18 protein-coding genes are annotated in these 21,443 nt (G+C 61.0%); 11 read left to right on the top strand and 7 right to left on the bottom strand.

The window, feature by feature from the left end; genetic code table 11:
• The first annotated feature begins 145 nt into the window (after positions 1-145).
• On the top strand, positions 146-3,940 hold the full coding sequence (locus ACO1VH_RS03275) for a coiled-coil domain-containing protein (protein WP_486242407.1): 3,795 nt from the start codon (positions 146-148) through the stop codon (positions 3,938-3,940).
• Between the two features lie 79 nt (positions 3,941-4,019).
• Here ACO1VH_RS03275 and ACO1VH_RS03270 read toward each other — a convergent pair whose 3' ends face one another.
• The 7 genes from ACO1VH_RS03270 to rarD all read right to left on the bottom strand — a co-directional run bounded on the left by ACO1VH_RS03270 (position 4,020) and on the right by rarD (position 10,672).
• Positions 4,020-4,199: a hypothetical protein gene (locus ACO1VH_RS03270; protein ID WP_486242406.1), complete on the bottom strand. Its 180-nt coding sequence runs from the start codon at positions 4,197-4,199 to the stop codon at positions 4,020-4,022.
• Between the two features lie 311 nt (positions 4,200-4,510).
• A complete protein-coding gene (gene cysW / locus ACO1VH_RS03265) occupies positions 4,511-5,362 on the bottom strand; it encodes a sulfate ABC transporter permease subunit CysW (RefSeq protein WP_486242404.1) in 852 nt (283 codons plus the stop codon).
• A gap of 11 nt (positions 5,363-5,373) precedes the next feature.
• Positions 5,374-6,210, bottom strand: a complete 837-nt coding sequence (cysT, locus tag ACO1VH_RS03260) for a sulfate ABC transporter permease subunit CysT (RefSeq protein ID WP_486242403.1) — start codon at positions 6,208-6,210, stop codon at positions 5,374-5,376.
• Positions 6,211-6,369: 159 nt separating this feature from the next.
• Entirely contained in the window at positions 6,370-7,377 is a 1,008-nt protein-coding gene (cysP, locus tag ACO1VH_RS03255; protein WP_486242401.1) for a thiosulfate ABC transporter substrate-binding protein CysP, read from the bottom strand.
• Positions 7,378-7,637: 260 nt separating this feature from the next.
• Entirely contained in the window at positions 7,638-8,216 is a 579-nt protein-coding gene (gene sodB, locus ACO1VH_RS03250) for a superoxide dismutase [Fe] (protein WP_486242399.1), read from the bottom strand.
• A 124-nt stretch (positions 8,217-8,340) separates the two neighbouring features.
• Entirely contained in the window at positions 8,341-9,687 is a 1,347-nt protein-coding gene (xseA, locus tag ACO1VH_RS03245; protein WP_486242397.1) for an exodeoxyribonuclease VII large subunit, read from the bottom strand.
• A 94-nt stretch (positions 9,688-9,781) separates the two neighbouring features.
• Positions 9,782-10,672, bottom strand: a complete 891-nt coding sequence (rarD, locus tag ACO1VH_RS03240; protein WP_486242395.1) for an EamA family transporter RarD — start codon at positions 10,670-10,672, stop codon at positions 9,782-9,784.
• A 22-nt stretch (positions 10,673-10,694) separates the two neighbouring features.
• On the opposite strand from rarD, the gene ACO1VH_RS03235 reads away from it, so the two are divergent.
• From ACO1VH_RS03235 to ggt, 10 genes are all read left to right on the top strand, one after another.
• Complete coding sequence (locus ACO1VH_RS03235; RefSeq protein ID WP_486242394.1) at positions 10,695-10,889, top strand: hypothetical protein; 195 nt, start codon at positions 10,695-10,697, stop codon at positions 10,887-10,889.
• 274 nt (positions 10,890-11,163) lie between these two features.
• Positions 11,164-12,789 (top strand): AAA family ATPase, encoded by a 1,626-nt coding sequence (locus tag ACO1VH_RS03230; protein ID WP_486242392.1) that lies wholly within the window; start codon positions 11,164-11,166, stop codon positions 12,787-12,789.
• Positions 12,790-13,142: 353 nt separating this feature from the next.
• Positions 13,143-13,754 (top strand): MotA/TolQ/ExbB proton channel family protein, encoded by a 612-nt coding sequence (locus ACO1VH_RS03225; protein WP_188419500.1) that lies wholly within the window; start codon positions 13,143-13,145, stop codon positions 13,752-13,754.
• A gap of 12 nt (positions 13,755-13,766) precedes the next feature.
• Entirely contained in the window at positions 13,767-14,195 is a 429-nt protein-coding gene (locus tag ACO1VH_RS03220) for an ExbD/TolR family protein (RefSeq protein WP_188419499.1), read from the top strand.
• Between the two features lie 102 nt (positions 14,196-14,297).
• The gene (gene lpxK / locus ACO1VH_RS03215; RefSeq protein WP_486242843.1) at positions 14,298-15,311 is read left to right on the top strand and encodes a tetraacyldisaccharide 4'-kinase; all 1,014 of its coding nucleotides are present in this window, start codon (positions 14,298-14,300) and stop codon (positions 15,309-15,311) included.
• Positions 15,292-15,474: a Trm112 family protein gene (locus ACO1VH_RS03210; protein ID WP_188419497.1), complete on the top strand. Its 183-nt coding sequence runs from the start codon at positions 15,292-15,294 to the stop codon at positions 15,472-15,474. The genes lpxK and ACO1VH_RS03210 overlap by 20 nt, the downstream gene beginning before the upstream one ends.
• 54 nt (positions 15,475-15,528) lie before the next feature.
• A complete protein-coding gene (kdsB, locus tag ACO1VH_RS03205) occupies positions 15,529-16,281 on the top strand; it encodes a 3-deoxy-manno-octulosonate cytidylyltransferase (protein WP_486242391.1) in 753 nt (250 codons plus the stop codon).
• A 162-nt stretch (positions 16,282-16,443) separates the two neighbouring features.
• Positions 16,444-17,100, top strand: a complete 657-nt coding sequence (gene adk / locus ACO1VH_RS03200) for an adenylate kinase (protein WP_486242389.1) — start codon at positions 16,444-16,446, stop codon at positions 17,098-17,100.
• Between the two features lie 213 nt (positions 17,101-17,313).
• Positions 17,314-19,455, top strand: coding sequence for a sodium-translocating pyrophosphatase (locus ACO1VH_RS03195; protein ID WP_486242387.1), 2,142 nt, complete (start codon positions 17,314-17,316; stop codon positions 19,453-19,455).
• Between the two features lie 170 nt (positions 19,456-19,625).
• On the top strand, positions 19,626-21,392 hold the full coding sequence (gene ggt / locus ACO1VH_RS03190; RefSeq protein ID WP_486242385.1) for a gamma-glutamyltransferase: 1,767 nt from the start codon (positions 19,626-19,628) through the stop codon (positions 21,390-21,392).
• The last annotated feature ends 51 nt before the right edge of the window (positions 21,393-21,443 follow it).

Raw genomic sequence — 21,443 nt, 5'->3', positions numbered from 1 at the left:
CCGCCGGCCGCCGCATATTGCCGAAATGGCTCGGCTTTTCCCCTCTTTTCCAAGTCTGGTTTGACTTGCAGCCCCCGATAATGCCTATCAGGAAGAAGTCCGGTCGGCATGCTATCGACCGGAACGGAACAGTCAACGAGGAGCCATGATGGCAACGAACGAGGCGCAACGCAAAACCTTATCTCTGCAGGGCGCAGGAGCGGAAAACGACGACTTCATCGACAGCGTGCTACACGCGCCGCGCAATGGCGGCCGTGTCGGCGGCATGGACCTGAAGGCGATCCGCGAAGCGATTGCGCGCGTCGAAGCCGAGGCCAAGGCCACCGTCAATGCGGAGAACCGCGCAGCCGCCGAAGCGCAGGCCCGTTCGCTGGCCGAAGAACGCGCGCAGGCGGATGCCGCCGCCGCGGCCGAGGCCCAGCGCAAGGCCGCGGCGGCGGAGGAAGCGATCGCCGCCAGCCGCGCCCGTCTCGAAGCCGAACGCGAAGCACGCGCTGCCAGCGAAGCGCGCGCCCAGGCCGTCAACAAGGAAATCGCCGAACTGCGCGCCCGTGCGGAAACGGATGAACACCTGAGCCGCATCGCCAGCGAGCGTGCGCAGGCCGAAGAGCAGGCGCGCAAACTGGCTGAAGATCAGATCGAACAGGAACGCGAACTCGAAGCACGCGCCCGCGATGCCGAAGCGCGTCTGAATGAACGGATCGCCATCACCGAACGCGCCACGCGCGCTGCCGAAGAAGAAGCGATACAGCGCGGCCAGCTCGAAGCGCAGGTGGCCCGCATGGCGCGCGAACTCGAACGCCGCGAAAAGGAAGCGCAGGAAACCAGCAAGCTGCTGCTGAGCGCCAAGCGCGATTCGATGCTCCTCGCCCAGCAGCGCGAAGAAGCCGAAGGCAAGGCACTGAGCCTCATGCTCAGCCGCGTGCCGTCCGAAGTGCGTGCGCGCGAAGAGGCGCTGGAACGCGCCGCGATCGAAACCGAACAGCAGCGCATCGCCGAAGCACGTATCGAATCCGAACAGCGCGCACTGGCAGCCGTGCAGCAACGCCTGCAGGCCGAAGCCGAGATGCGCGCGGCCGCCGAACGCCGCGAACACGTTGAACAGATGGCTGCCGTCGCCGCGCAATCGCGCCGCGAAGCCGACGAACGTGTGCGTGTCGCCACCGAGGCGCGCATCCACGTCGAAAAACAGTTGCAGGATGCTGCCGTCGCGCGAGTGGAAGCAGAACATCAGGCGGAAGAACAGGCACGTGCACGCGTCCTTGTGGAAGCACGCGCAGCGGAAGAAGCACAGCGCCGCGAAACGGCCGAACAGCAGGCGCTCGCTGCCGCACATGTCCGTGCTGAAGAAGAAGAACGCGCACGTGCATTGGCCGAACAGCGTCTGCATGCCGAACGTGCCGCTGCCGACATGGAAGCCGGCCGCGCCGTCGCAGAGCAACTGGCGCTCGACAAGGCGGCCGAATACCTGACATTGCAACAGCAGCTGGCCGAAGCTGCCGAACAGAAGGCACAGCAGGCGCTGGCATTGGCCGATGCCGAACAGGCGCGCATCGTCGCGGAACAGAAGGCGATGCAGGCGCTTCACGAAAAGATTCGCGCCGAGGGCATGCTCGCCGTCACGGCGGCAGCACGCGCCGAAGCCGAAAAGGAAGAAGCTGCGCTGCTGCGGATGAAGGACGAAACCGAACAGAAGGCATTGGCGGCACAACAAGCCGAGCGCGAAGCTGCGCGCGTGACGCTGGAACAGACGATGGCGCAGGCCGATCTGAAGAGCGCCGCCGCCGAAGCCGCCGTCGCCAAGGCAAAGGAAGCCGTGGCCCTGGCCAAGGTGCAGGCGCAGCGCTTGCAGGACGAACAGGCCGCATTGGCGCTGATGCAGGAAAAGCTGGCAGCCGAGCGTCGCCATGCCGCCGCCGTGCAGCAGGAAATGGAAAGCCATCGCGCCCGCATCGCGCAGGAAGAAAAAGCGCGCGTCGAAGCCGAGGCGCGTTCCCGTGCCAACGACGAACAGACTGCCTTGCTGGCGGAACAGGAAAAAGCCGATCGCGAACTGCGTGCCGCCTGCGAAGCCGAGCAGGTTGCGCAGCAGCACATTCTTGCGCAGGCGCGTGCCAAGACGGAATTGCAGCGCAAGACCACTCACGTCTCGTTGACGAAGGTGCGCCGCATGATCGAACTGACGCGTGCCGAGCGTGAGCGCGTCGAGGCGGAAGAAATGGCGGTGCAGGCCGTCGAGGAAAAATGTCAAATTGAAGCCGCGGCACGTGCGGAAGCGGAAGCACGAACGCAGGCCGAACTGCAGCAGATGGAATTGCTGCGCGAACGTGAGTTGGCGGAACGCAGCATTCGTGAAGCGACCGAAGCCGAATGCAATGCCACACGCGTGCAACTGGAGCAGACGCGTGCACAGGCGGAATTGCAGCAGGCGACAGCGACGGCAGCGGAGCAACGTGCTGCAGAAGCGGTGGCGCTGGCACAGGCGGAACGCGCGCGCAGCGATGCCGAACAACAGGCGTTGCAGGCTGTGCGCAACAAGTTCGCGATGGAGCAGCTGCTGCACGCGGAAACCATAGCCCGCCAGCAGATCGAACAGGAACAGGCCGAACTGCTGCAGGCGCGCACGGAAAACGAACGCACATTGCATGCAGCTGCTGCTGCCATCGTCGAAGCCGAAAAGCAACAGCTGGAAGAGCTGACGCGGCAGGTGAACCTGCAATGCGCGACGGCGGAAATCGCCGAAGCCAAGGCGCGTCGCGCTGTCGAACTGGCGCAGAAGGAGCGTGCTCGCGCGGAGCTTGAACAGCGCGCGATGGATGCTATCGAGCAGAAGCTGATTGCCGAGCAACAGCGTGCCGATGCTGCCGAGATCATGCTGCGCGCCACGCAGGAAAAACTGGCAGCCGAACAGGCAGCATTGGAAGCGACCGAAGCGCGCGTGCGTACCGAGCAGGAACAGGCCGCCGTCATGCGCAGCCGTGAACGTGCGCAACAGGCATTGTGCGCTGCCGCTGCCGCGGCGATTGCTGCCGAACAGGAAACGCTGGCACAGGAAGCGGCGCAGGCCGAGGCGCAACGTCTTGCGACCGAAACGATTGCGCTTCAGGCGCAGCAGGCGACGCAATTGGCGCAGGCCGAAGCGCAGCGTGCAGAAGCCGAGCAACAGACGCTGGCCATGCTGGAAGAACGGGTTGAGGCGGAACTGCAACGCGTCGAAGCAAATGAAATCGCCATGTACGCCGCACAGGAAAAACTGCTCGCCGAGCAACAGGCACGCACTGAAGCCGAGCTCGCTGCGATCGCGGAAATGGAAGCAGCCGAGCTGGCGCGTCAGATCGCTGCAGCCGAGGCCGAACTGCGTGCGGCACAGGAAGCGAAGACGGCAACGGAGCGCGAAGCTGCAGAACTGGCGCAACAGCATGCGCGTGCTGCCGCAATGGCGCTGGAGCTGTCGCAATCGGATCGCGATCGTCTCGAGCGCGAACGCATCGAGGCACAGAAACTGGCCGATGAACTGATCACGCGCATCGGCGAGCGTGGCGCGCAACACGAGGCGTGGCAATCGCGTGCGGCGGCAGTGCTGGCCGAAGCGCCTGTGGCGATAGCGTCACGCAAGCCGGCGGCTGCCCGTACGTTTGCTGCGCTGGCTGCGGGTATTGCGCTGTTCGTCGGTGTGGCTGCATGGAATGTGCAGGATGTCGCAGCGCCGGTGCAGTTACAACCGGCAGCAATGCAGCAGAATGCCACCGAATGGAATGCACAGCAGCCGGTCATGACGCCGGCCCGTTTGCAGATGTCGTACGAACTCGCTGCACGGCCTGTCGATGCGGACAAGGCCGGTACGGTTGGCGCTGCAACGGCTGCAGATGCAGCAACGGCATCGACGGATATTACCGTAGCGGATGCCACTTCCGCGATGCGTGCGGCACAGGCAAGATAAAATGGACAGAGGAGAAGCAAAAAAAGCGCGGTCATCGACCGCGCTTTTTATTTGGGGCAGCGAGCCCCGCAAAACGTATTTACTGGAACGAGCCGGTTTTGGTCGTGCTGAAAGGAACGATTGTGATGTGGCTGGGCAGCGCCTCTTCTGAGTTGGCGTCGGCGACGATATCGCGTTCTTCCACCGGGATGTCTTCCCGTTCGTCATCCTGGCGGCTGGCGTGCAGCGGAGAGGCGAGGTCGTCCTGATTCTTGTACATGTCGTTTCCTTTCTCGAAATGGAAATCGGTGCGCGGACTGCAAGCTGCTGCCGTCACACTTCAATCCCGGACAAACAATTTCTGCGCGACTGTCGAGTTGCGAGAATAGAGGAGCCTTCGTTCGATGGCGATCGGTCATTTCCCCATGTTGGCGTAGGAAAATGCCGACAAATTGTGCGAACCGCGAGGTTCGACTGCTGTGGATGGGGGGCGTACGCCCTTACCGGCAGTGACGGAAGTCTAACATCATTCCGCCGAAAAACGTGACGGAAAAACCTGACAGAAAAGTCGGTACCAATATGATAAGAAGATCAGGCCGCGCGTACGTCGACCGGTTCGCTTTCGCGTTTTTCCTGACGCCATTCCATCAGCGTCTTTAGTATCAGTGTGACGAGCGCCATGCAGGCCAGTAGCGCGGCCGCGGTGAAGGCGGCGGCGGTCTTGTAGTCGTTGTTCAATTGCTCGACCAGCAGCGGCAGCGTCAGCGTCTGGTTCATGATGGTGCCGGAGACTACGGCCACCGCACCGAATTCGCCGACCGCGCGCGCATTGGTGATGACGGCGCCGTACAGCAATGCCCATTTGATGTTCGGCAGCGTCACGTGCCAGAAAATCTTCCAGCCGCCGGCGCCAAGCGACAGCGCAGCAATCTCTTCCTCGGTGCCCTGTTTCTGCATCAGCGGTATCAGGATGCGTGCGATGTAGGGAGCAGTGACGAATACGGTGACCATGATGATGCCGGGCCAGGCGAACATCAGCTGAATGTCTTCCGCGTACAGCCATTTGCCGATCGCGCCTTCCAGGCCGTAGACGACCAGATAGCAGAAGCCGGCCACGACCGGCGACGTCGCATAAGGAATTTCGACCAGTGTGATCAGCAGCCGACGGCCGAAGAAATCGTAGCGCGTGACGCACCATGCGAGCAGGATGCCGAACACGAGATTGATGGGCACCGTCATGACCGCAGCCAGCAGCGTCAGCTTCAGCGCATGCTGCATGAAGTCTTCGCTGAGGTTGGCGCGCAGCAGTTCGATGCCGCCTTGCAGCGCCTGCGCGAAGATCAGGATCAGCGGCAGCACCAGCAGCATGATCGCCAGCGCGATGCCGGCGGCGATCAGCAGCCATTGATGGGTTTCGCCGGGGCGTTTCATCTTGCGTGCCATCTTCGCGCTCCTTACGATTTGTTGAACAGCTTGCCCTGCGCCAGTTGCAGCAGGAACAGCAGCGTCAGCGATGCGAACAGCACGACCGAGGCGATGGCGGCGGCGGCGGGGTAGTTGTACTCCTGCAGACGTACGAACAGCATCAGCGAGGTGACTTCCGTTTCGTACGGAATGTTGCCGGCAATCATGATGACCGCGCCGAATTCACCGAGGCTACGGATGAAGGCTTGCGACGAGCCCGTGATCAGTGCCGGCAGCAGCGTCGGCAGGATTACGCGCGAGAAGATCTGCCATTTGTTCGCACCCAGCATCAGCGCGGCTTCTTCCAGTTCGGCATCCATGTCTTCCAGCACCGGCTGCACCGAACGCACGATGAACGGGATGCTGGTGAAGATCATCGCCACCACGATGCCGGGAAAGGCGTACGAAATCTTCCAGCCGAAGACATCGAACCAGCGGCCGAGCCAGCCGCTCGGGATGAACAGCGCCGACAGCGTGATGCCGGCGACCGACGTCGGCAGTGCGAACGGCAGATCGACCAGTGAATCGAGCAGGCGACGGCCCGGGAAGTTGTAGCGCGTGATGATCCACGCCCACAGGAAACCGATCATCGTCACGATGACGGTCGAATAGAAGGCGGCGGTGATCGTGACCTTGTAGCTCTGGATCATGCGCGCATCGCTGATAGCGAACCAGTATTGCGACCACGTCATGCCGCTGATATAGATCAGCAGCGCGGAGATCGGCAGCAGGATGACGAGGCTGATATACAGCGTCGAAAAGCCGAAGCTGAGCGAAAAGCCCGGCAGGACCGGCGTGCTGCGGAAGAAGCGGAGCGGTGAAGTCACGATAGGGGGCGGTTTTCAGAAACGACCGCGCAGCGCCGCGAACGGCCTTGCGCCAAAACAAACGACCATCCGGTCGGGATGGTCGTGTGAACGAGCGGCATTGTAAACCACCGTGATGCGGTCTGCCAGATTGGCAGCGCCATGTCGGTCAGCGGCCGATCAGTGGCGCTGTGCCAGCAACTGGTCGAGGATGCCGCCGCTGCTGAAGTGCGCCGCCTGGATGTTGTCCCACGAACCCAGCACCTTGGTTGGATCGATCAGGCGAACTTTCGGATACTTGTCGGCCACGACCTTGGCCACGTCCGGATGATTGACGCGGTAGTTGAACGTCGTCAGCAGCAGCTGGATTTCACGCGTGTATTCATAGTTCAGGTAAGCAGTGGCGACCTTGCGAGTACCTTTTTCATCGACCACCTTGTCGACCACGGCAACCGGGAATTCAGCCAGCACGGAAACCGGCGGCACCACGATTTCATAACCGCCGGCCTTGAATTCGTCGCTCTTGGCGATGTTGATCACTTCCGATTCGAAGGTCAGCAGCGCATCGCCCTGATTGTTCTGTGCAAAGGCCACCGTCGCGCCGCGGCCGCCGGTCGGGAAGTTCACGACGTTGTGCAGCAGCTTGCCGACGAATTCCTTGGTCTTGGCTTCGTCGCCCTTGTACTTTTCGTTCGCATACAGCCATGCGGCCAGATAGGTGTAGCGTGCGTTGCCGGAAGTCTTCGGATTCGGGAACACGACCTTCACGTCGCTGCGCACCACATCGTCCCAGGTATGGATGTTCTTCGGATTACCCTTGCGCACCAGGAAGGCGATCGTGCTGTAGTACGGCGAACTGTTGTTCGGGAAGGCTTTCTGCCAGTCCTTGCGCACCAGGCCGCGCTTGGCCAGGATGTCGATATCGGTGACTTGATTGAAGGTGACGACGTCGACCTTCTTGCCCTGCATGATGTCCTGTGCCTGGCGCGAGGTGCCGGCAAACGACTGGTCGATCTTCAGATCCTGGCCGGTTTCCTTTTTCCAGTAGGCCTGGAATTTCGGGTTGATCGCAGCGAAGGTTTCGCGCGCGACGTCGAACGACGCGTTCAGCAGCGGCTTTTCCTGTGCATGTGCAACACCGGACAGCAGGGTCGCAGTAGCGGCCAGCAGGACGATTTTCTTGAACATTTATTCACTCCATGTTGGTGAAAGCGGCGCGAACATCCGCTTTTTATTGTCTTGACGCAAGTCGATGCAGAAGCGAACCGACTATAACAAAGTTCCTTATACGCTCAAACGATAACTTTTGTATTTGATCATGCGAAAAAGAAATATAGAATTTGCGCGCTCTTGCTTTCTTGCTAATGTGCTTGTGTCGTGGCTGCCGCACAAACAAAAAGCCCCTGCCGGTGAAGGCAGGGGCTTTTGCATGGCGTGACGCGAAAGAATTACGCGAGGTTCTTCGACGCGAAATCCCAGTTCACCAGCGCCCAGAACGCTTCCAGATATTTCGGACGTGCGTTGCGGTAGTCGATGTAGTAGGCGTGTTCCCAGACGTCGCAGGTCAGCAGCGGCTTGTCGCCGGTCGTCAGCGGGGTGGCGGCGTTCGACGTGTTGACGATGTCGAGCGAACCGTCGGCCTTCTTCACTAGCCAGGTCCAGCCGGAACCGAAGTTGCCGACGCAGGACTTGGTGAATTCTTCCTTGAACTTGTCGAAGGAACCCCATTTCGCATTGATCGCATCGGCGATTGCGCCGGTTGCCGCGCCGCCACCGTTCGGCTTCAGGCCGTTCCAGTAGAAGGTGTGGTTCCAGACTTGCGCTGCATTGTTGAAGATGCCGCCGGAAGATTTCTTGACGATGTCTTCAAGCGACAGGTTTTCGAATTCGGTACCTTTGATCAGGTTGTTCAGATTGGTCACATAGGTCTGATGATGCTTGCCATAGTGGAATTCAAGCGTCTCTTTCGAGATGTGGGGAGCAAGCGCATCCAACGCATAGGGCAGTGCCGGCAGGGTATGTTCCATGGTCGTCCTTTGTGGGGTTGAAAGTAAAACTGCAACGATTGTTGTTTTTGAAAGGGCCTTATTGTAAAGCGGTTATGCCTTGCCTGCATACCCGTCGGGAATTTCCTGCCGACATGCAGGTTTATCAGTCTTCGTCCAGTTGCTGCTGCACGCTGGCGATGCCGATCTGCGCGGTGCCGTCGGCCAGCCGCAGCGTGACGTGCCTGTGCGGCTGCAATTGCCGGGGCGTGCGCACGATCTGGCCTTTCTCGTCGGTGACGATCGCATAGCCGCGTTCCAGCGTGCGTTGCGGATTGAGCATCTCCAGTTGCGCGCTTAGCGCGGCCAGATGCCGCTGCCGGCGATCCAGATGGGCGCGCACGCAGCTCGTCAGATGGTGCGCATGGGCGGCGATGCGGATGCGCGGCGCACGCGTATCCGGCAATTGGGCCTGCCAGCGCTGGCGCAATTGTGCGAGTGCGAAGCGTGCGGTATCCAGCGGCATTCGATGGGCATGATGCAGCCTCGTCTGCAGATTCTGCAACTTGACGCGCTCATGAGCGATGTAGGCCGACGGACTGATCAGGCGGCGCGACAGCCAGTCCAGCGTTTGCGATGCGTCGGACAGGCGGCGGCGCAACGCGTACTGCAGGTCGTCGGCATGCGCTTCCAGTTGCGTCAGCCAGTCGGCGCGTGGCAGCGTGGCGAGTTCGGCGGCGGCGGTCGGCGTGGGCGCGCGTAGGTCGGCGGCGAAATCGGCGATCGTGAAATCGGTGTCGTGGCCGACGCCGACGATGATCGGAATATCGCAGCCGACGATGGTGCGTGCGACGATTTCGTGATTGAACGACCACAGGTCTTCGATACTGCCGCCGCCGCGACAGACCAACAGCACGTCGCACTCGTTGCGGGCCGATGCGGTGGCGATGGCCTGCGCGATCTTCGATGCCGCGCCTTCGCCTTGTACCGGCGTCGGATACAGGATGACCCTGACATGCGGCGCGCGGCGGCGCAACGTGGTCAGTACATCGCGCAGTGCAGCGGCCTGCGGGCTGGTGACGATGCCGATGGTGCGGACGAAATCCGGCAACGGACGTTTGCGTGCAGCGTCGAACAGGCCTTCGGCAGCGAGCTTTTCTTTCAGTTGCAGGAAGGCTTCGTACAGATTGCCGACGCCGGCGCGGCGGATCGCTTCGACGTTTAATTGATAATCGCCGCGCGGCGCATACAGCGTGACGAGTGCACGCACTTCGACGCGATCGCCTTCACGCGGCGTGAAATCCGCATATTGCGCGCGGCCGCGGAACATCACGGCGCGCACCTGCGCCGCATCGTCCTTCAGCGTGAAATACCAGTGGCCGGACGCGGCGCGCGTGAAATTCGAAATTTCGCCCGAGATCCACGACAGCGGAAAACCGCGTTCCAGCATGCGGGCCACCGCCTGATTCAGGGCGGAGACGGTGAGAACGGTGGAAGCGGAAGAATCGGTCATGAAGATGTACAGGGCAAAGTCCGGCTCGTGCTGCCGAGGCGGCGACGTGAAGTCCGATGTGAAGCCAGATGGTAAAGCAAAATGCTTAGTTTGCTTAGTCGATGGCGCTGCTGCGCGGCAGGCGCAGCGCGCGCATGCCTTCTGTAGCCAGCAGCGCCACGGCTATCCATACCGGGATATAAGTCAGCCATTCGCCGCCGCGTATGGTTTCGCCGAGCAGCAACGCCACCAGCACCAGCAGCACCGGTTCCACGTAGCCGAGCAGGCCGAACAGACTGAGCGGCAGCATCTGACTCGACAGCATGTAGAACACCAGCGCCGTCGAACTCAGCACGCCGAGCAGCGGGACCAGCAGCAGCAAGGCGCGATGCGAGTCCAGCGCTTCCATGCCGACGTTGCCTGTGACGATGAAATACAGTCCCGCCGGCAGCAGCAGCGCCATGTCGAACCACAAGCCGCCCAGATGATTGGCATCCATGCGACGGCGGATGACGAAATAGAACGGGTAGCCGAGGGCGACCGCCAGCGTTTCCCACGACAGGCTGCCGACCTGGATGAAGGCGTTGGCCACGCCGATTGCAGCGCAGACTGCAGCTGCATTCTGCAGGCGCGACAGCCGTTCGCGATAGAGCAGCCGGCCGGTCAGCAGCATTGTCAGCGGCAGCAGGAAATAGCCGAGCGAAACCTGCAACGCGCGGCCGTGCAGCGGCGCCCACATGAACAGCCACAACTGCAGGCCGAGGAAGGCGGAAGTCGCCAGCGCGCCGATGATGATGCGCGGATCGCGCCGCATGCGCTGCGCCAGGCCGATGACCATCTGCTGTTTGCCGCGCCACCAGATGAAGGCGGTCAGGCAGGGAAAGGTCAGCAGCGTGCGCCAGCCGAAGATCTGCTCGCCGTCCATCGGAGCCAGCAGCGTCGAATAAAAGTACAGCACGGCGAACAACACCGAGCCGATGATTGAAAAAAGGACACCTCTGGACACGCAAACTCCCCACGAATTGACAATGGCAGACAAGGGCGACGTCCTGCCGTCAGCCGGGCTTTATCCGCAGGATATGGCTTCTTCCTCGGAAAAACGGCTTTTCGGCAGTATCGAAAAAGCATGTCCGTATTTGCGCGAACCGATGTCCGTAATTGCGTGCATGTGCGTCTGCGGGACGCCGGACTTGCCTTTCCTCGTGCTGCGTATTGCATTATGATGGTCTCGCGATGAAGCAGGAACCTCTCTTCAGCGATGAATTGGAAGCAAGGAGTTGATGAGAGGTGGCAGGAATCGCCCGCAGGGCGGCATTCCGGTCTTGGCAGCGACAAGGTACGGCTTCCCACGATGGAGGCCGTTTTCTTTTGCCGTTCCTGCAACGGACATCGCATGCGACAGGAAAGCGGCGCGATTGAAATACGGCCCTCCGGCTGCATCTGATAACTATTCTCACAATCCCGATGCCGCTAAGCGGGCACGATACTGGAGTTGTAATGGATTTTGAAATACCGGAATCGCTGGTCAACGTATTGTTGGAGATGGTCGAATCCGACACGCCGCTGGCGAAACGCCTGTCCGAACATGGCGTCTGCCACGGCCGCATGATCGTCTCCAGCAAGCTGTTCGACGCCAAGTCGCTCAATACGCTGTACACCCTCAGCAAGTCGCACGAGGACCGCTCGCTGATGTTCCAGATGCTGGCGCTGGACAACATCTACAACGCGCCGCAGGCACGCAAGATTCCCGATCTGGAAAAACTGGTGCCGGGCCTGGCCGCCTATCTGGCGCGCGACGTGATCGACGGCTGGTTGTATCGCCGCAACAAGGACGGTGTGATGCTACCGTGGCTCGTGCATCGGCTGCGCTACGTGGTGCCCGATCAGGGCGCACCCTATGTCGTGGTCGATCTGCTGGCCAACACGATGCAGGCTGCCACGCGCGAAGAAGCGTCGGACATGCGCATGCGCCGCGCCGGCATGACTAATGCGATCGTCATCAATCGGCACGACATCGTCAATCGCACGATTCCGGAATTGCTGAGCGAGTTCGGCTACTTCAAGGAATGCAAGGAATTCAAGCAGGAATACGAGAAGCAGGCCAAGCGTTTCTTGGCGTACCAGCGCCAGTTCGGCAAGCAGTTCATCGCCTCCAACGCGGCATTCATCATGGACGACAAGGGCCGTCCCACGATGCTGCCGCTGAAGAGCGGCGTCGCTGCGCGCTGCGTGAACGACGAGGAAATCCTCGAACGCCGTTTCGAGATGATGACCGATGCCGAATTCTGGCGCGATGCCGATTACGATACGTCGTTCGACCGCATTCCGCTGCATTGCTATCTGCATCTGTTCCATCTGGAGATGCACCACAACGTCTGGGTGCATGTACAGAACGTCACGCCTTATGAATACAAGCCGGAACTGCGCGAGAAGCTGATCCTGCCGGGACACCACCGCGATCTGATCGATATTCTGACGGCCGACATGAGCGCGTTGATGGAGGACATCGTCGAAGGCAAGTCCGGCGGCACCACCATCCTGTGCAAGGGCGCGCCTGGTCTTGGCAAGACGCTGACGGCAGAGGTCTATTCGGAAGTAGTGGGCAAGCCGTTGTACCGCGTGCATTCGGGTCAGCTTGGTATCACGGCGGCTTCGGTCGAGCAGAACCTGTCGTCCATCCTGCGCCGTGCCGCGCGCTGGGATGCGATTCTGTTGCTGGATGAAGCCGACGTCTACATCCGTTGCCGCGACAACGATCTGCAGCACAATGCGATCGTTGCCGAATTCCTGCGCACGCTCGAGTACTTCAAGGGTTTGCTGTTCATGACCACGAACCGTATCGAGGACGTGGACGATGCGATCCTGTCGCGTTGCATCGCGACGATCCAGTACGAGCTGCCGCCGAAGGACGATGCCATGCGCCTGTGGAAATCGCTGTCCACGCAGTTCAATGCCGACCTGTCGGACGAACTGATCGACAGGCTTAGCGACATCTATGCGAAATGCAGCGGCCGCGACATCAAGGAACTGCTGAAGCTGACGACCAAGTATTGCAAGCGCAAGCAGATTCCATTCTCGGAGGAAGCCTTCCGCCAGTGTGCGGTGTTCCGCGGTATCAAGTGACGCGTAAAAAATGATGCACAGATAACGCACGTATCCAGGTACGTTTCAGATATACCGCCGCTGCGCATTCCGCGTCGCGGCGGTTTTTTTATGCACACCTATTCCTGTTTCTGTGCACGGATGTGCACCGCCTGTTTTGCGAGCAGAAGAAAAAATTTCTTTGAAATCAAACGCTTCGATGTTTTCTCATCGGTTGCACACAATGTTATCCACAGAAAATGTGCACAACCGCGGCAGTTGTGCACATGAAGAAAACGTCAAGGAAGCGCTACTTGCTCTCGCTGCGTCAAACCGTTACATTTCTCCATCCGTAACGCTTCCAACTCTTCACCGAATCGACCAAGGAGCCCGTTTTGCTCTCCATTATTCATGCGGCTGGCTGGCCGATCTGGCTTCTGCTGATTTCTTCCATCATTGCCCTCACGCTGATCATCGAACGTTCGCTGTATCTGCGTCGTCGCCGTATTTTGCCGCCGACACTGCTGGATGAAGTGATCCGCGTCTATCACAACGGCAAGATCGATACCAACGTGATCGCCACGCTGGAACAGAATTCGCCGCTGGGCCGTGTGCTGGCTGCCGGCCTGCGTAACGTCAACGCGCCGCGCGACGTGATGAAGGAGTCGATCGAGGAAGCCGGGCAGGGTACGGCGCATGAACTGGAACGCTTCCTGACCACGCTCGGCACGATCGCATCGCTGGCGCCGCTGATGGGCCTGTTCGGTACCGTGGTCGGCATGATCGAGATCTTCGGTTCGCAGAATGCCAGCGGCACCGGTTCCAATCCGGCGCAACTGGCGCACGGTATTTCGATCGCGCTGTACAACACCGGCTTCGGCCTGGCGATCGCGATGCCGTCGCTGGTGTTCTACCGTCACTTCCGCGCACTGGTCGACAGCTTCGTGGTTGACATGGAGCAGCAGGCGGTCAAGTTCGTCGACATCGTGCACGGCGCGCGCCGGTAAGCGGGGACACGCATGAATTTCCGCAGAGGGCAGGGGCGCGAGGAACCGGAGATCAACCTGATCGCCTTCATCGACGTGCTGATGGTGATTCTGATCTTCCTGATGGTGACGACCACCTACAGCAAGTTCACCGCGCTGCAGATCACGCTGCCGACCGCCGATGCCGAGAAGGCGATGGAGCGGCCGCTGGAGATCAACGTCGGCGTCGACGCGCAGGGTCACTATTCGATCAACAATGCACGCGTCGCCGTGCAGAATCCCGATGCGCTGGCGGCCGAGCTGACGGCGGCGGCCAATGCGTCCGGCAAGACGAATCCCGATCCGGTCGTCATCATCGCCGCCGATGCGACGGCCGCGCACCAGACAGTGATCAATGTGCTGGAAGCGGCGCGCATAGCCGGTTATGCGAAAGTAACCTTCGCCGCGCAAAGCAAGAAGTAGATACCGATCGACGGCCGCTGTGGCGGCCTTTTTCTTGGACTGAATAACTCCGCCTTGGCTCTGCAGCATTCCACTCTCGAAGAATTCTTCGCCCGCACCTGGATGCGGCGTGGCGTGGCGGCATGGTTGCTGCTGCCGCTGTCGTGGCTGTTTGGCGCACTGTCGGCGCTGCGCCGCCTGGCCTTTCGCTGTGGTCTTGCAAAAACACATCGCCTGCCGGTGCCGGTGGTTGTCGTCGGCAACATCTTTGTCGGCGGCACAGGCAAGACACCGCTGACGATCTGGCTTGCGCAATCGTTGCGCGAGGCGGGTTTTCATCCGGGCGTGGTGTCGCGCGGTTATGGCGCGGACAATGACGAAGCTCGCCCGGTCCTACCGCAATCGCGTGCGCAGGACGTCGGCGACGAACCGCTGCTGATCGCGCACCGCGCGCAATGCCCGGTGTATGTCGGGCGTGACCGCGTGGCGGCGGCGCAGGCGATGCTGGCGGCGCATCCGGACATCGATATCGTGATCGCGGACGACGGCCTGCAGCATTACCGGCTGGCGCGCGATATCGAGATCGTGTTGTTCGACAGCCGTGGCGTCGGCAACGGCTGGCTGCTGCCGGCCGGTCCGCTGCGCGAACCGGCGACGCGCCGCCGCGATTTCACCGTCGTCAACGGCTCCCACGAAGAAACCGAAATCATGCCCGGCGCGATCCGCATGCGTCTGGCCGGGCTGCTTGCCGAACATCTGGTGTCGTCGGGCGATTCGTCTGGAGATATGCCGCGAGCGCTGCGTTCGTTTGCACCAACGGTCAGCGGCTATTCGCCGGCGCGCATCGTGGCGGCGGCCGGCATCGGCAATCCACGACGCTTCTTTACGCTGCTGCGCGAGACCGGCTTGCAGTTCGATGAAATGGCGCTGCCCGACCATTACGATTTTGCCGACAATCCGTTCGCTGACGTAGCGGCGGACGTCATCCTGATCACGGAGAAGGATGCAGTAAAATGTCGGCAAATCGATGCATTGAAAAACGATCCACGCCTGTGGGTCGTACCCGTGACGGCGCAATTCGATCGCGCCTTCGCCGAACATATTGTGGAGAAACTCCGTGGACACTCGACTGCTTGATATTCTGGTTTGCCCGATCTGCAAAGGTCCGCTCGAGCACGACAGGAAGGCGCAGGAACTGATCTGCAACGCCGACAAGCTGGCCTATCCGATCCGCGACGGCATTCCGATCATGTGGGCCGATCAGGCGCGCGATCTGCAGGCTGCGCCGTCGTCGAACTGAAGTACGACTGACGCAGCTGTTGCGTTTGCCCCGTTTGCCTTTTCGGAAGTCTGCATGTCCTTTACCGTCATCATTCCTGCCCGTCTCGCTTCCACCCGCCTGCCGAACAAGCCGCTTGCCGACCTCGGTGGCAAGCCGATGATCGTGCGCGTCGCGCAACGCGCGGCGCAGTCCGGTGCGCAGCAAGTGGTCGTCGCCACTGATCATGCAGACATCTACGACGCTTGTCGCAGCAATGACATTGACGTGCAGATGACGCGCGCCGATCATCCGTCCGGCACCGACCGCATCGCCGAAGTGGCGGCAAAGCTGGGTTTGCCTGACGATGCGGTGGTGGTCAACGTGCAGGGTGATGAACCGCTGATCGATCCATCGCTGATTGCGGCGACTGCAGCACTGGTCGCACGCGACGTGCCGATGGCGACTGCTGCACACGCGATTCACGATGCAGCCGATGTCTTCAATCCGAACGTGGTGAAGGTCGTGCTCGACAAGAACCATCGCGCATTGTATTTCTCTCGAGCAACGATTCCATGGCATCGCGATGGTTTCGCGCAAGGCAAAGACGCCTTGCCGAAGAACTATGCGCCGCTGCGCCACATCGGCCTGTACGCATTTCGCAATGGCTTTCTGCAGGATTACCCGCAACTGCCGGTATCGCCGCTGGAACAGATCGAGGCGCTCGAGCAGTTGCGCGTGCTGTGGCACGGTTTTCCGATCGCCGTGCACGTCACCGAACATGCGCCGGCAGCCGGTGTGGATACGCCGGAAGACCTGGAAAGGGTGCGTCGCCACTTTCACCAATGATGCGCCGCATCAAAGCCGAAACGCGGATTTGCGGTCATTTTGTGGTAACTTTCGGGCTCTGCTCATAAGCCAAATCCGACAATTCACGATTGTCACCGCGGCGCCGATCCGACGCGCGCCCTTCGGTCAATAGCATTTCAATTCGTTTTTTAGGGAAATTTCATGCGCCTCATCCTCCTCGGAGCGCCTGGTGCCGGTAAAGGCACGCAAGCTGGTTTCATCAAGGAAAAATTCAACATTCCGCAAATCTCGACGGGCGACATGCTGCGCGCCGCCGTCAAGGCAGGTACGCCGCTCGGCCTTGCCGCCAAGAAAATCATGGACGAAGGCGGTTTGGTGTCGGACGACATCATCATCGGTCTCGTCAAGGATCGCCTGAAGCAGCCGGACTGCGCACAAGGTTATCTGTTCGACGGTTTCCCGCGCACGATTCCGCAAGCCGACGCCATGAAGGAAGCCGGCGTTGCGATCGACTACGTACTCGAGATCGACGTGCCGGACGCAGCCATCGTCGAACGCATGAGCGGTCGTCGCGTGCATCCGGCATCGGGCCGTACCTATCACGTCACCTTCAATCCGCCGAAAGCGGAAGGCAAGGACGACGTCACTGGCGAAGAGCTGATTCAGCGTGACGACGACAAGGAAGAAACGGTCAAGAAGCGTCTCGCCGTCTATCACGATCAAACCGAAGTGCTGGTCGACTACTACAACAAGTGGGCCGCATCGGGACAGCCCGGTGCGCCGAAGTACCGGAAGATCGCCGGTGTCGGACCGGTGGAGCAAATTCGCGACAGCGCCTTCGCTGCGCTGCAAGGCTAAAGAGCAAAGCAAGCGGACCATGTGTCCGCTTTTTTCTTGCCTGCTTGTTTGAACCTGCAACTCGATATAGCATCAAATCAGCCAGCCCTGGCACGCACGACACAATAAAAAGGGCGACGGAAGTCTTGCAGTACGCAGCACGGCGGACGACTTTGATGTCCGCCGGAATGTCGTAGCGGTCAATTCTTTGTCGTGATAACAAGAGGAGTCGATATGTCCATCTCCATATGGCTGGTCATTGCGTGCGGTATTGTTGCGGTGGTCTACGGGCTGGTGTCGCGCAGCTGGATTCTCGGACTCGATCCGGGCAATGCGCGTATGCAGGAAATCGCATCGGCCGTGCAGCAGGGCGCAGCGGCCTATCTTGCACGGCAATATCGAACCATCGCCATCGTCGGCGTCATCCTGTTCATCATCATCGCTTTCGCACTCGGCTGGCTGACTGCGGCAGGCTTCCTGGTCGGTGCAGTGTTGTCCGGCGCCTGCGGGTTCATCGGGATGAACGTCTCGGTACGCGCCAACGTGCGTACCGCGCAAGCTGCGACCAAGGGAATGAGCGAAGCGCTGGACGTGGCATTCAAGGGCGGTGCGATCACCGGCATGTTGGTGGTGGGCCTCGGCCTGCTCGGTGTGGCGATCTTCTTCCTGATACTTATCCTGTCTGCACAGCACGGTTCCTTCGTCGGCACATTGCACGATGCGATCGTACCGCTGGTCGGCCTCGCATTCGGCGCATCGCTGATCTCGATCTTCGCGCGTCTCGGCGGCGGCATCTTCACGAAAGGCGCGGACGTCGGCGCCGATCTGGTGGGCAAGGTCGAAGCCGGCATTCCTGAAGACGATCCGCGCAACCCGGCCGTGATCGCGGACAACGTCGGCGACAACGTCGGCGATTGCGCCGGCATGGCGGCCGATCTGTTCGAAACCTATGTCGTCACGCTGATCGCGACCATGCTGCTGGGTTCGCTGATGATGACCGGCATGGAATTCACCGCCGCGATCTATCCGCTGCTGCTGGGCGCCGTATCCATCATCGCTTCCATCGTCGGCTGCGCGATGGTGAAGGCGAAGGAAGGCAAGAAAATCATGTCGGCGCTGTACACCGGCTTGTGGTGGGCGGCGGGCCTGTCGCTGATCGGCTTCGCGATCGTGACGTGGCTGGTGATGCCACCGCCGCTGTTCGTGCCGATGTTGTGCGCCGCGGCGACCGGTATCGTGCTGACGGCGGTGATGGTCTACGTGACCGAGTACTACACCGGCACCGACTACAAGCCGGTGCGCCACGTCGCGCAGGCATCGACGACCGGCCACGGCACCAACATCATCGCCGGCCTCGGCGTCTCGATGAAGGCGACCGCGTGGCCGGTGGTGGCGGTCTGCATCGCGATCTTCGTTTCCTACTGGTTCGGCGGGCTGTACGGCATCGCGATTGCCGCGACGGCGATGTTGTCGATGGCCGGCATCATCGTCGCGCTCGATGCCTACGGCCCTATCACCGATAACGCCGGCGGCATCGCGGAAATGGCAGGGATGCCGGAATCGGTGCGCGCAATTACCGATCCGCTGGATGCAGTCGGCAACACGACGAAGGCCGTCACCAAAGGCTATGCGATCGGTTCGGCAGGTTTGGCTGCACTGGTGCTGTTCGCCGATTACACGCATGCGCTCGATTCGGTCGGCAAGGGCACGTTCTTTGATCTGTCGAATCCGATGGTCATCATCGGCCTGTTCATCGGCGGCCTGATTCCGTATCTGTTCGGCGCGATGGCGATGGAAGCGGTCGGCCGTGCTGCGGGTGCCGTCGTCGTCGAAGTGCGCCGCCAGTTCAGCGAGATCAAGGGCATCATGGACGGCAGCGGCAAGCCGGAATACGACAAGGCCGTCGACATGCTGACCTCGGCGGCGATCCGCGAAATGGTGATTCCGTCGCTGCTGCCGGTGGTGATCCCGATCGCGGTCGGCGTGCTGCTCGGCCCGGCTGCATTGGGCGGTCTGTTGATGGGCGCGATCGTCACCGGCATCTTCGTTGCAATCTCGATGACAACCGGCGGTGGTGCGTGGGACAACGCGAAGAAATTCATCGAGGACGGCAATCATGGCGGCAAGGGTTCCGAAGCGCACAAGGCGGCGGTGACCGGCGACACCGTCGGTGATCCTTACAAGGACACCGCCGGCCCGGCAGTCAATCCGCTGATCAAGATCATCAACATCGTCGCATTGCTGCTGGTACCGTTGCTGCCATTGTCCGGCATGGACGTGTCTGCCATTCATCAGGAAACCAAGACCGCGATGGTGGTCGCCGTGCCGAACGCTCTAGCGCAACAGCAGGAGGATACGTCGCAGAATGCCCAGTGAGGCAGGTGTCGCATCGTCATCTGTAAAGCAAGATGATTTTGGGAAGGCAGCTTCGGCTGCCTTTTTGTTTGTGTCGGCATGGACGTACATCGCCGGGCGCGCTGCGGAGTATGCGTAACGCGATTACACTGCTGCTGGTTATCTTGAGGCCCTTTCTGCGGAGCATCTGCATGTCCCGATTCGTCGTTGTCGTCATTCTGTGTGCAGTCTTTGCAGGAGCACGGGCCGAAACCGCTCTGCGCGAACCACTGCCGGTCACGCCGGAAGCGGCCAGCGGCTACAGCGCCAAGCCGGGATGGACCGCGAAGAAGTTCATGGTTGCCGCCGCCAATCCGCTGGCGGTCGACGCCGGATATCAAATGCTGAAGCAGGGTGGGTCGGCCGTCGATGCGGCCATTGCCGTGCAGATGGTGCTGACGCTGGTGGAACCGCAGTCGTCTGGCATCGGCGGCGGTGCATTCCTGCTGCATTTCGACGGCAAGGATATGCGTGCTTTCGATGGGCGCGAGACCGCGCCCGCGTCAGCCACCGAGAAACTGTTTCTCGATGCTGACGGCAAGCCGATGCCGTTCTTCGATGCTGTCGTCGGTGGCCGCTCGGTCGGCGTGCCGGGCGTGTTGCGCATGCTGGAGCTGGCGCATCGCCAGTATGGCAAGTTGCCGTGGTCTACGCTGTTCGTACCGGCGATCCGGCTGGCTGAAGACGGTTTCGCTGTTAGCCCGCGGCTGGCGATGTTGCTGAAGGGAGACCCGTACCTGAAGAAGGATGCGACAGCGGCTGCCTATTTTTACGACAGCAACGGTCAGCCATGGCCGGCCGGACATCGTTTGAAGAATCCCGCGCTGGCACAGACGCTGCGGCAGATTGCCGAAGGCGGTGCCGATACTTTTTACAAAGGCCGCATCGCGCGCGATATTGCCGACAAGGTTGCGCGTCATCCGACCAATCCCGGCGGCATGACGGCGGCCGATCTGGACGACTATCGCGCGAAGGTGCGCGCGCCGGTCTGCAGCGCTTACCGGATCTGGGTGGTCTGCGGCATGCCGCCGCCGTCGTCGGGCGGCATCGCGGTTGCGCAGATGCTCGGCATTCTGGCGCAGACGAACCTCTCGGCGTTGAGGCCGGAAGGCGGCGAGTGGAATGCGCAAGCAGTTCATCTTTTTACCGAGGCAGGCCGGCTGGCCTATGCCGATCGCAACCGCTATGTTGGCGATACTGATTTCGTGCCGCTCCCTGGCAATAGCTACGCGCCGCTATTGGACAAGACGTATCTGGCACAGCGTGCCGCACTGATCGGTGAACGTTCGATGGGCCATGCTGAAGCTGGCGTGCCGCAAGGCTGGCAGCTGGTATGGGGCGATGATGCATCGCCGGAACTGCCGTCGACCTCACACATGTCGATCGTCGATGCGGACGGCCATGCGGTCGCGATGACAACGACGATCGAGAATGCATTCGGCTCGCGGCTGATGGTGGATGGTTTTCTGCTGAATAACGAGCTGACGGATTTCTCCGCAGTGGCAGAAGACGAGCACGGACCGGTCGCCAATCGCGTGCAGCCTGGCAAGCGGCCGCGCAGCACGATGGCGCCGACTTTCGTCTTCGACAAGTCGAATCGGCTGATTCTGGCGATCGGTTCACCGGGTGGTTCATCCATCGTCAATTATGTGGCGAAGGTGCTGATCGGTACGCTGGACTGGGAATTGGATGTGCAGCGTGCGATCGATCTGCCGAACGTCGGTAGCCGCAACGGCCCGACCGAACTGGAGAAGGGGCGCGTATCGCCGGCGCTGGTTGCCGCATTGCAGGCGCGCGGTCATGAAGTGTTGATCGAAGAGCAGACTTCAGGGCTGCACGGCATCATGCGCATGCGAAGCGGCGATGCCTGGTTCGGTGGCGCGGACCCGCGCCGCGAAGGAATTGCGCGCGGCGACTGAACGCCGCAATCAATGCAGCAGCCAATGCAGCGATAGCCGCCGCTTGCTTGC

The organism is Oxalicibacterium sp., assembly GCF_057353965.1.
The sequence above is the reverse complement of the archived record's forward strand: the minus strand, read 5'-3'. Positions and strand labels throughout refer to the sequence as shown.

What these genes read in the sequence shown, in the direction of transcription:
- ACO1VH_RS03275 (WP_486242407.1), top strand. Translation starts at nt 146, where the DNA reads ATGATGGCAACGAACGAGGCGCAACGCAAAACCTTATCTCTGCAGGGC.
- ACO1VH_RS03270 (WP_486242406.1), bottom strand. Translation starts at nt 4,199, where the DNA reads ATGTACAAGAATCAGGACGACCTCGCCTCTCCGCTGCACGCCAGCCGC.
- cysW (WP_486242404.1), bottom strand. Translation starts at nt 5,362, where the DNA reads ATGGCACGCAAGATGAAACGCCCCGGCGAAACCCATCAATGGCTGCTG.
- cysP (WP_486242401.1), bottom strand. Translation starts at nt 7,377, where the DNA reads ATGTTCAAGAAAATCGTCCTGCTGGCCGCTACTGCGACCCTGCTGTCC.
- sodB (WP_486242399.1), bottom strand. Translation starts at nt 8,216, where the DNA reads ATGGAACATACCCTGCCGGCACTGCCCTATGCGTTGGATGCGCTTGCT.
- xseA (WP_486242397.1), bottom strand. Translation starts at nt 9,687, where the DNA reads ATGACCGATTCTTCCGCTTCCACCGTTCTCACCGTCTCCGCCCTGAAT.
- ACO1VH_RS03235 (WP_486242394.1), top strand. Translation starts at nt 10,695, where the DNA reads ATGGCAGACAAGGGCGACGTCCTGCCGTCAGCCGGGCTTTATCCGCAG.
- ACO1VH_RS03230 (WP_486242392.1), top strand. Translation starts at nt 11,164, where the DNA reads ATGGATTTTGAAATACCGGAATCGCTGGTCAACGTATTGTTGGAGATG.
- ACO1VH_RS03220 (WP_188419499.1), top strand. Translation starts at nt 13,767, where the DNA reads ATGAATTTCCGCAGAGGGCAGGGGCGCGAGGAACCGGAGATCAACCTG.
- lpxK (WP_486242843.1), top strand. Translation starts at nt 14,298, where the DNA reads ATGCGGCGTGGCGTGGCGGCATGGTTGCTGCTGCCGCTGTCGTGGCTG.
- kdsB (WP_486242391.1), top strand. Translation starts at nt 15,529, where the DNA reads ATGTCCTTTACCGTCATCATTCCTGCCCGTCTCGCTTCCACCCGCCTG.
- adk (WP_486242389.1), top strand. Translation starts at nt 16,444, where the DNA reads ATGCGCCTCATCCTCCTCGGAGCGCCTGGTGCCGGTAAAGGCACGCAA.
- ACO1VH_RS03195 (WP_486242387.1), top strand. Translation starts at nt 17,314, where the DNA reads ATGTCCATCTCCATATGGCTGGTCATTGCGTGCGGTATTGTTGCGGTG.
- ggt (WP_486242385.1), top strand. Translation starts at nt 19,626, where the DNA reads ATGTCCCGATTCGTCGTTGTCGTCATTCTGTGTGCAGTCTTTGCAGGA.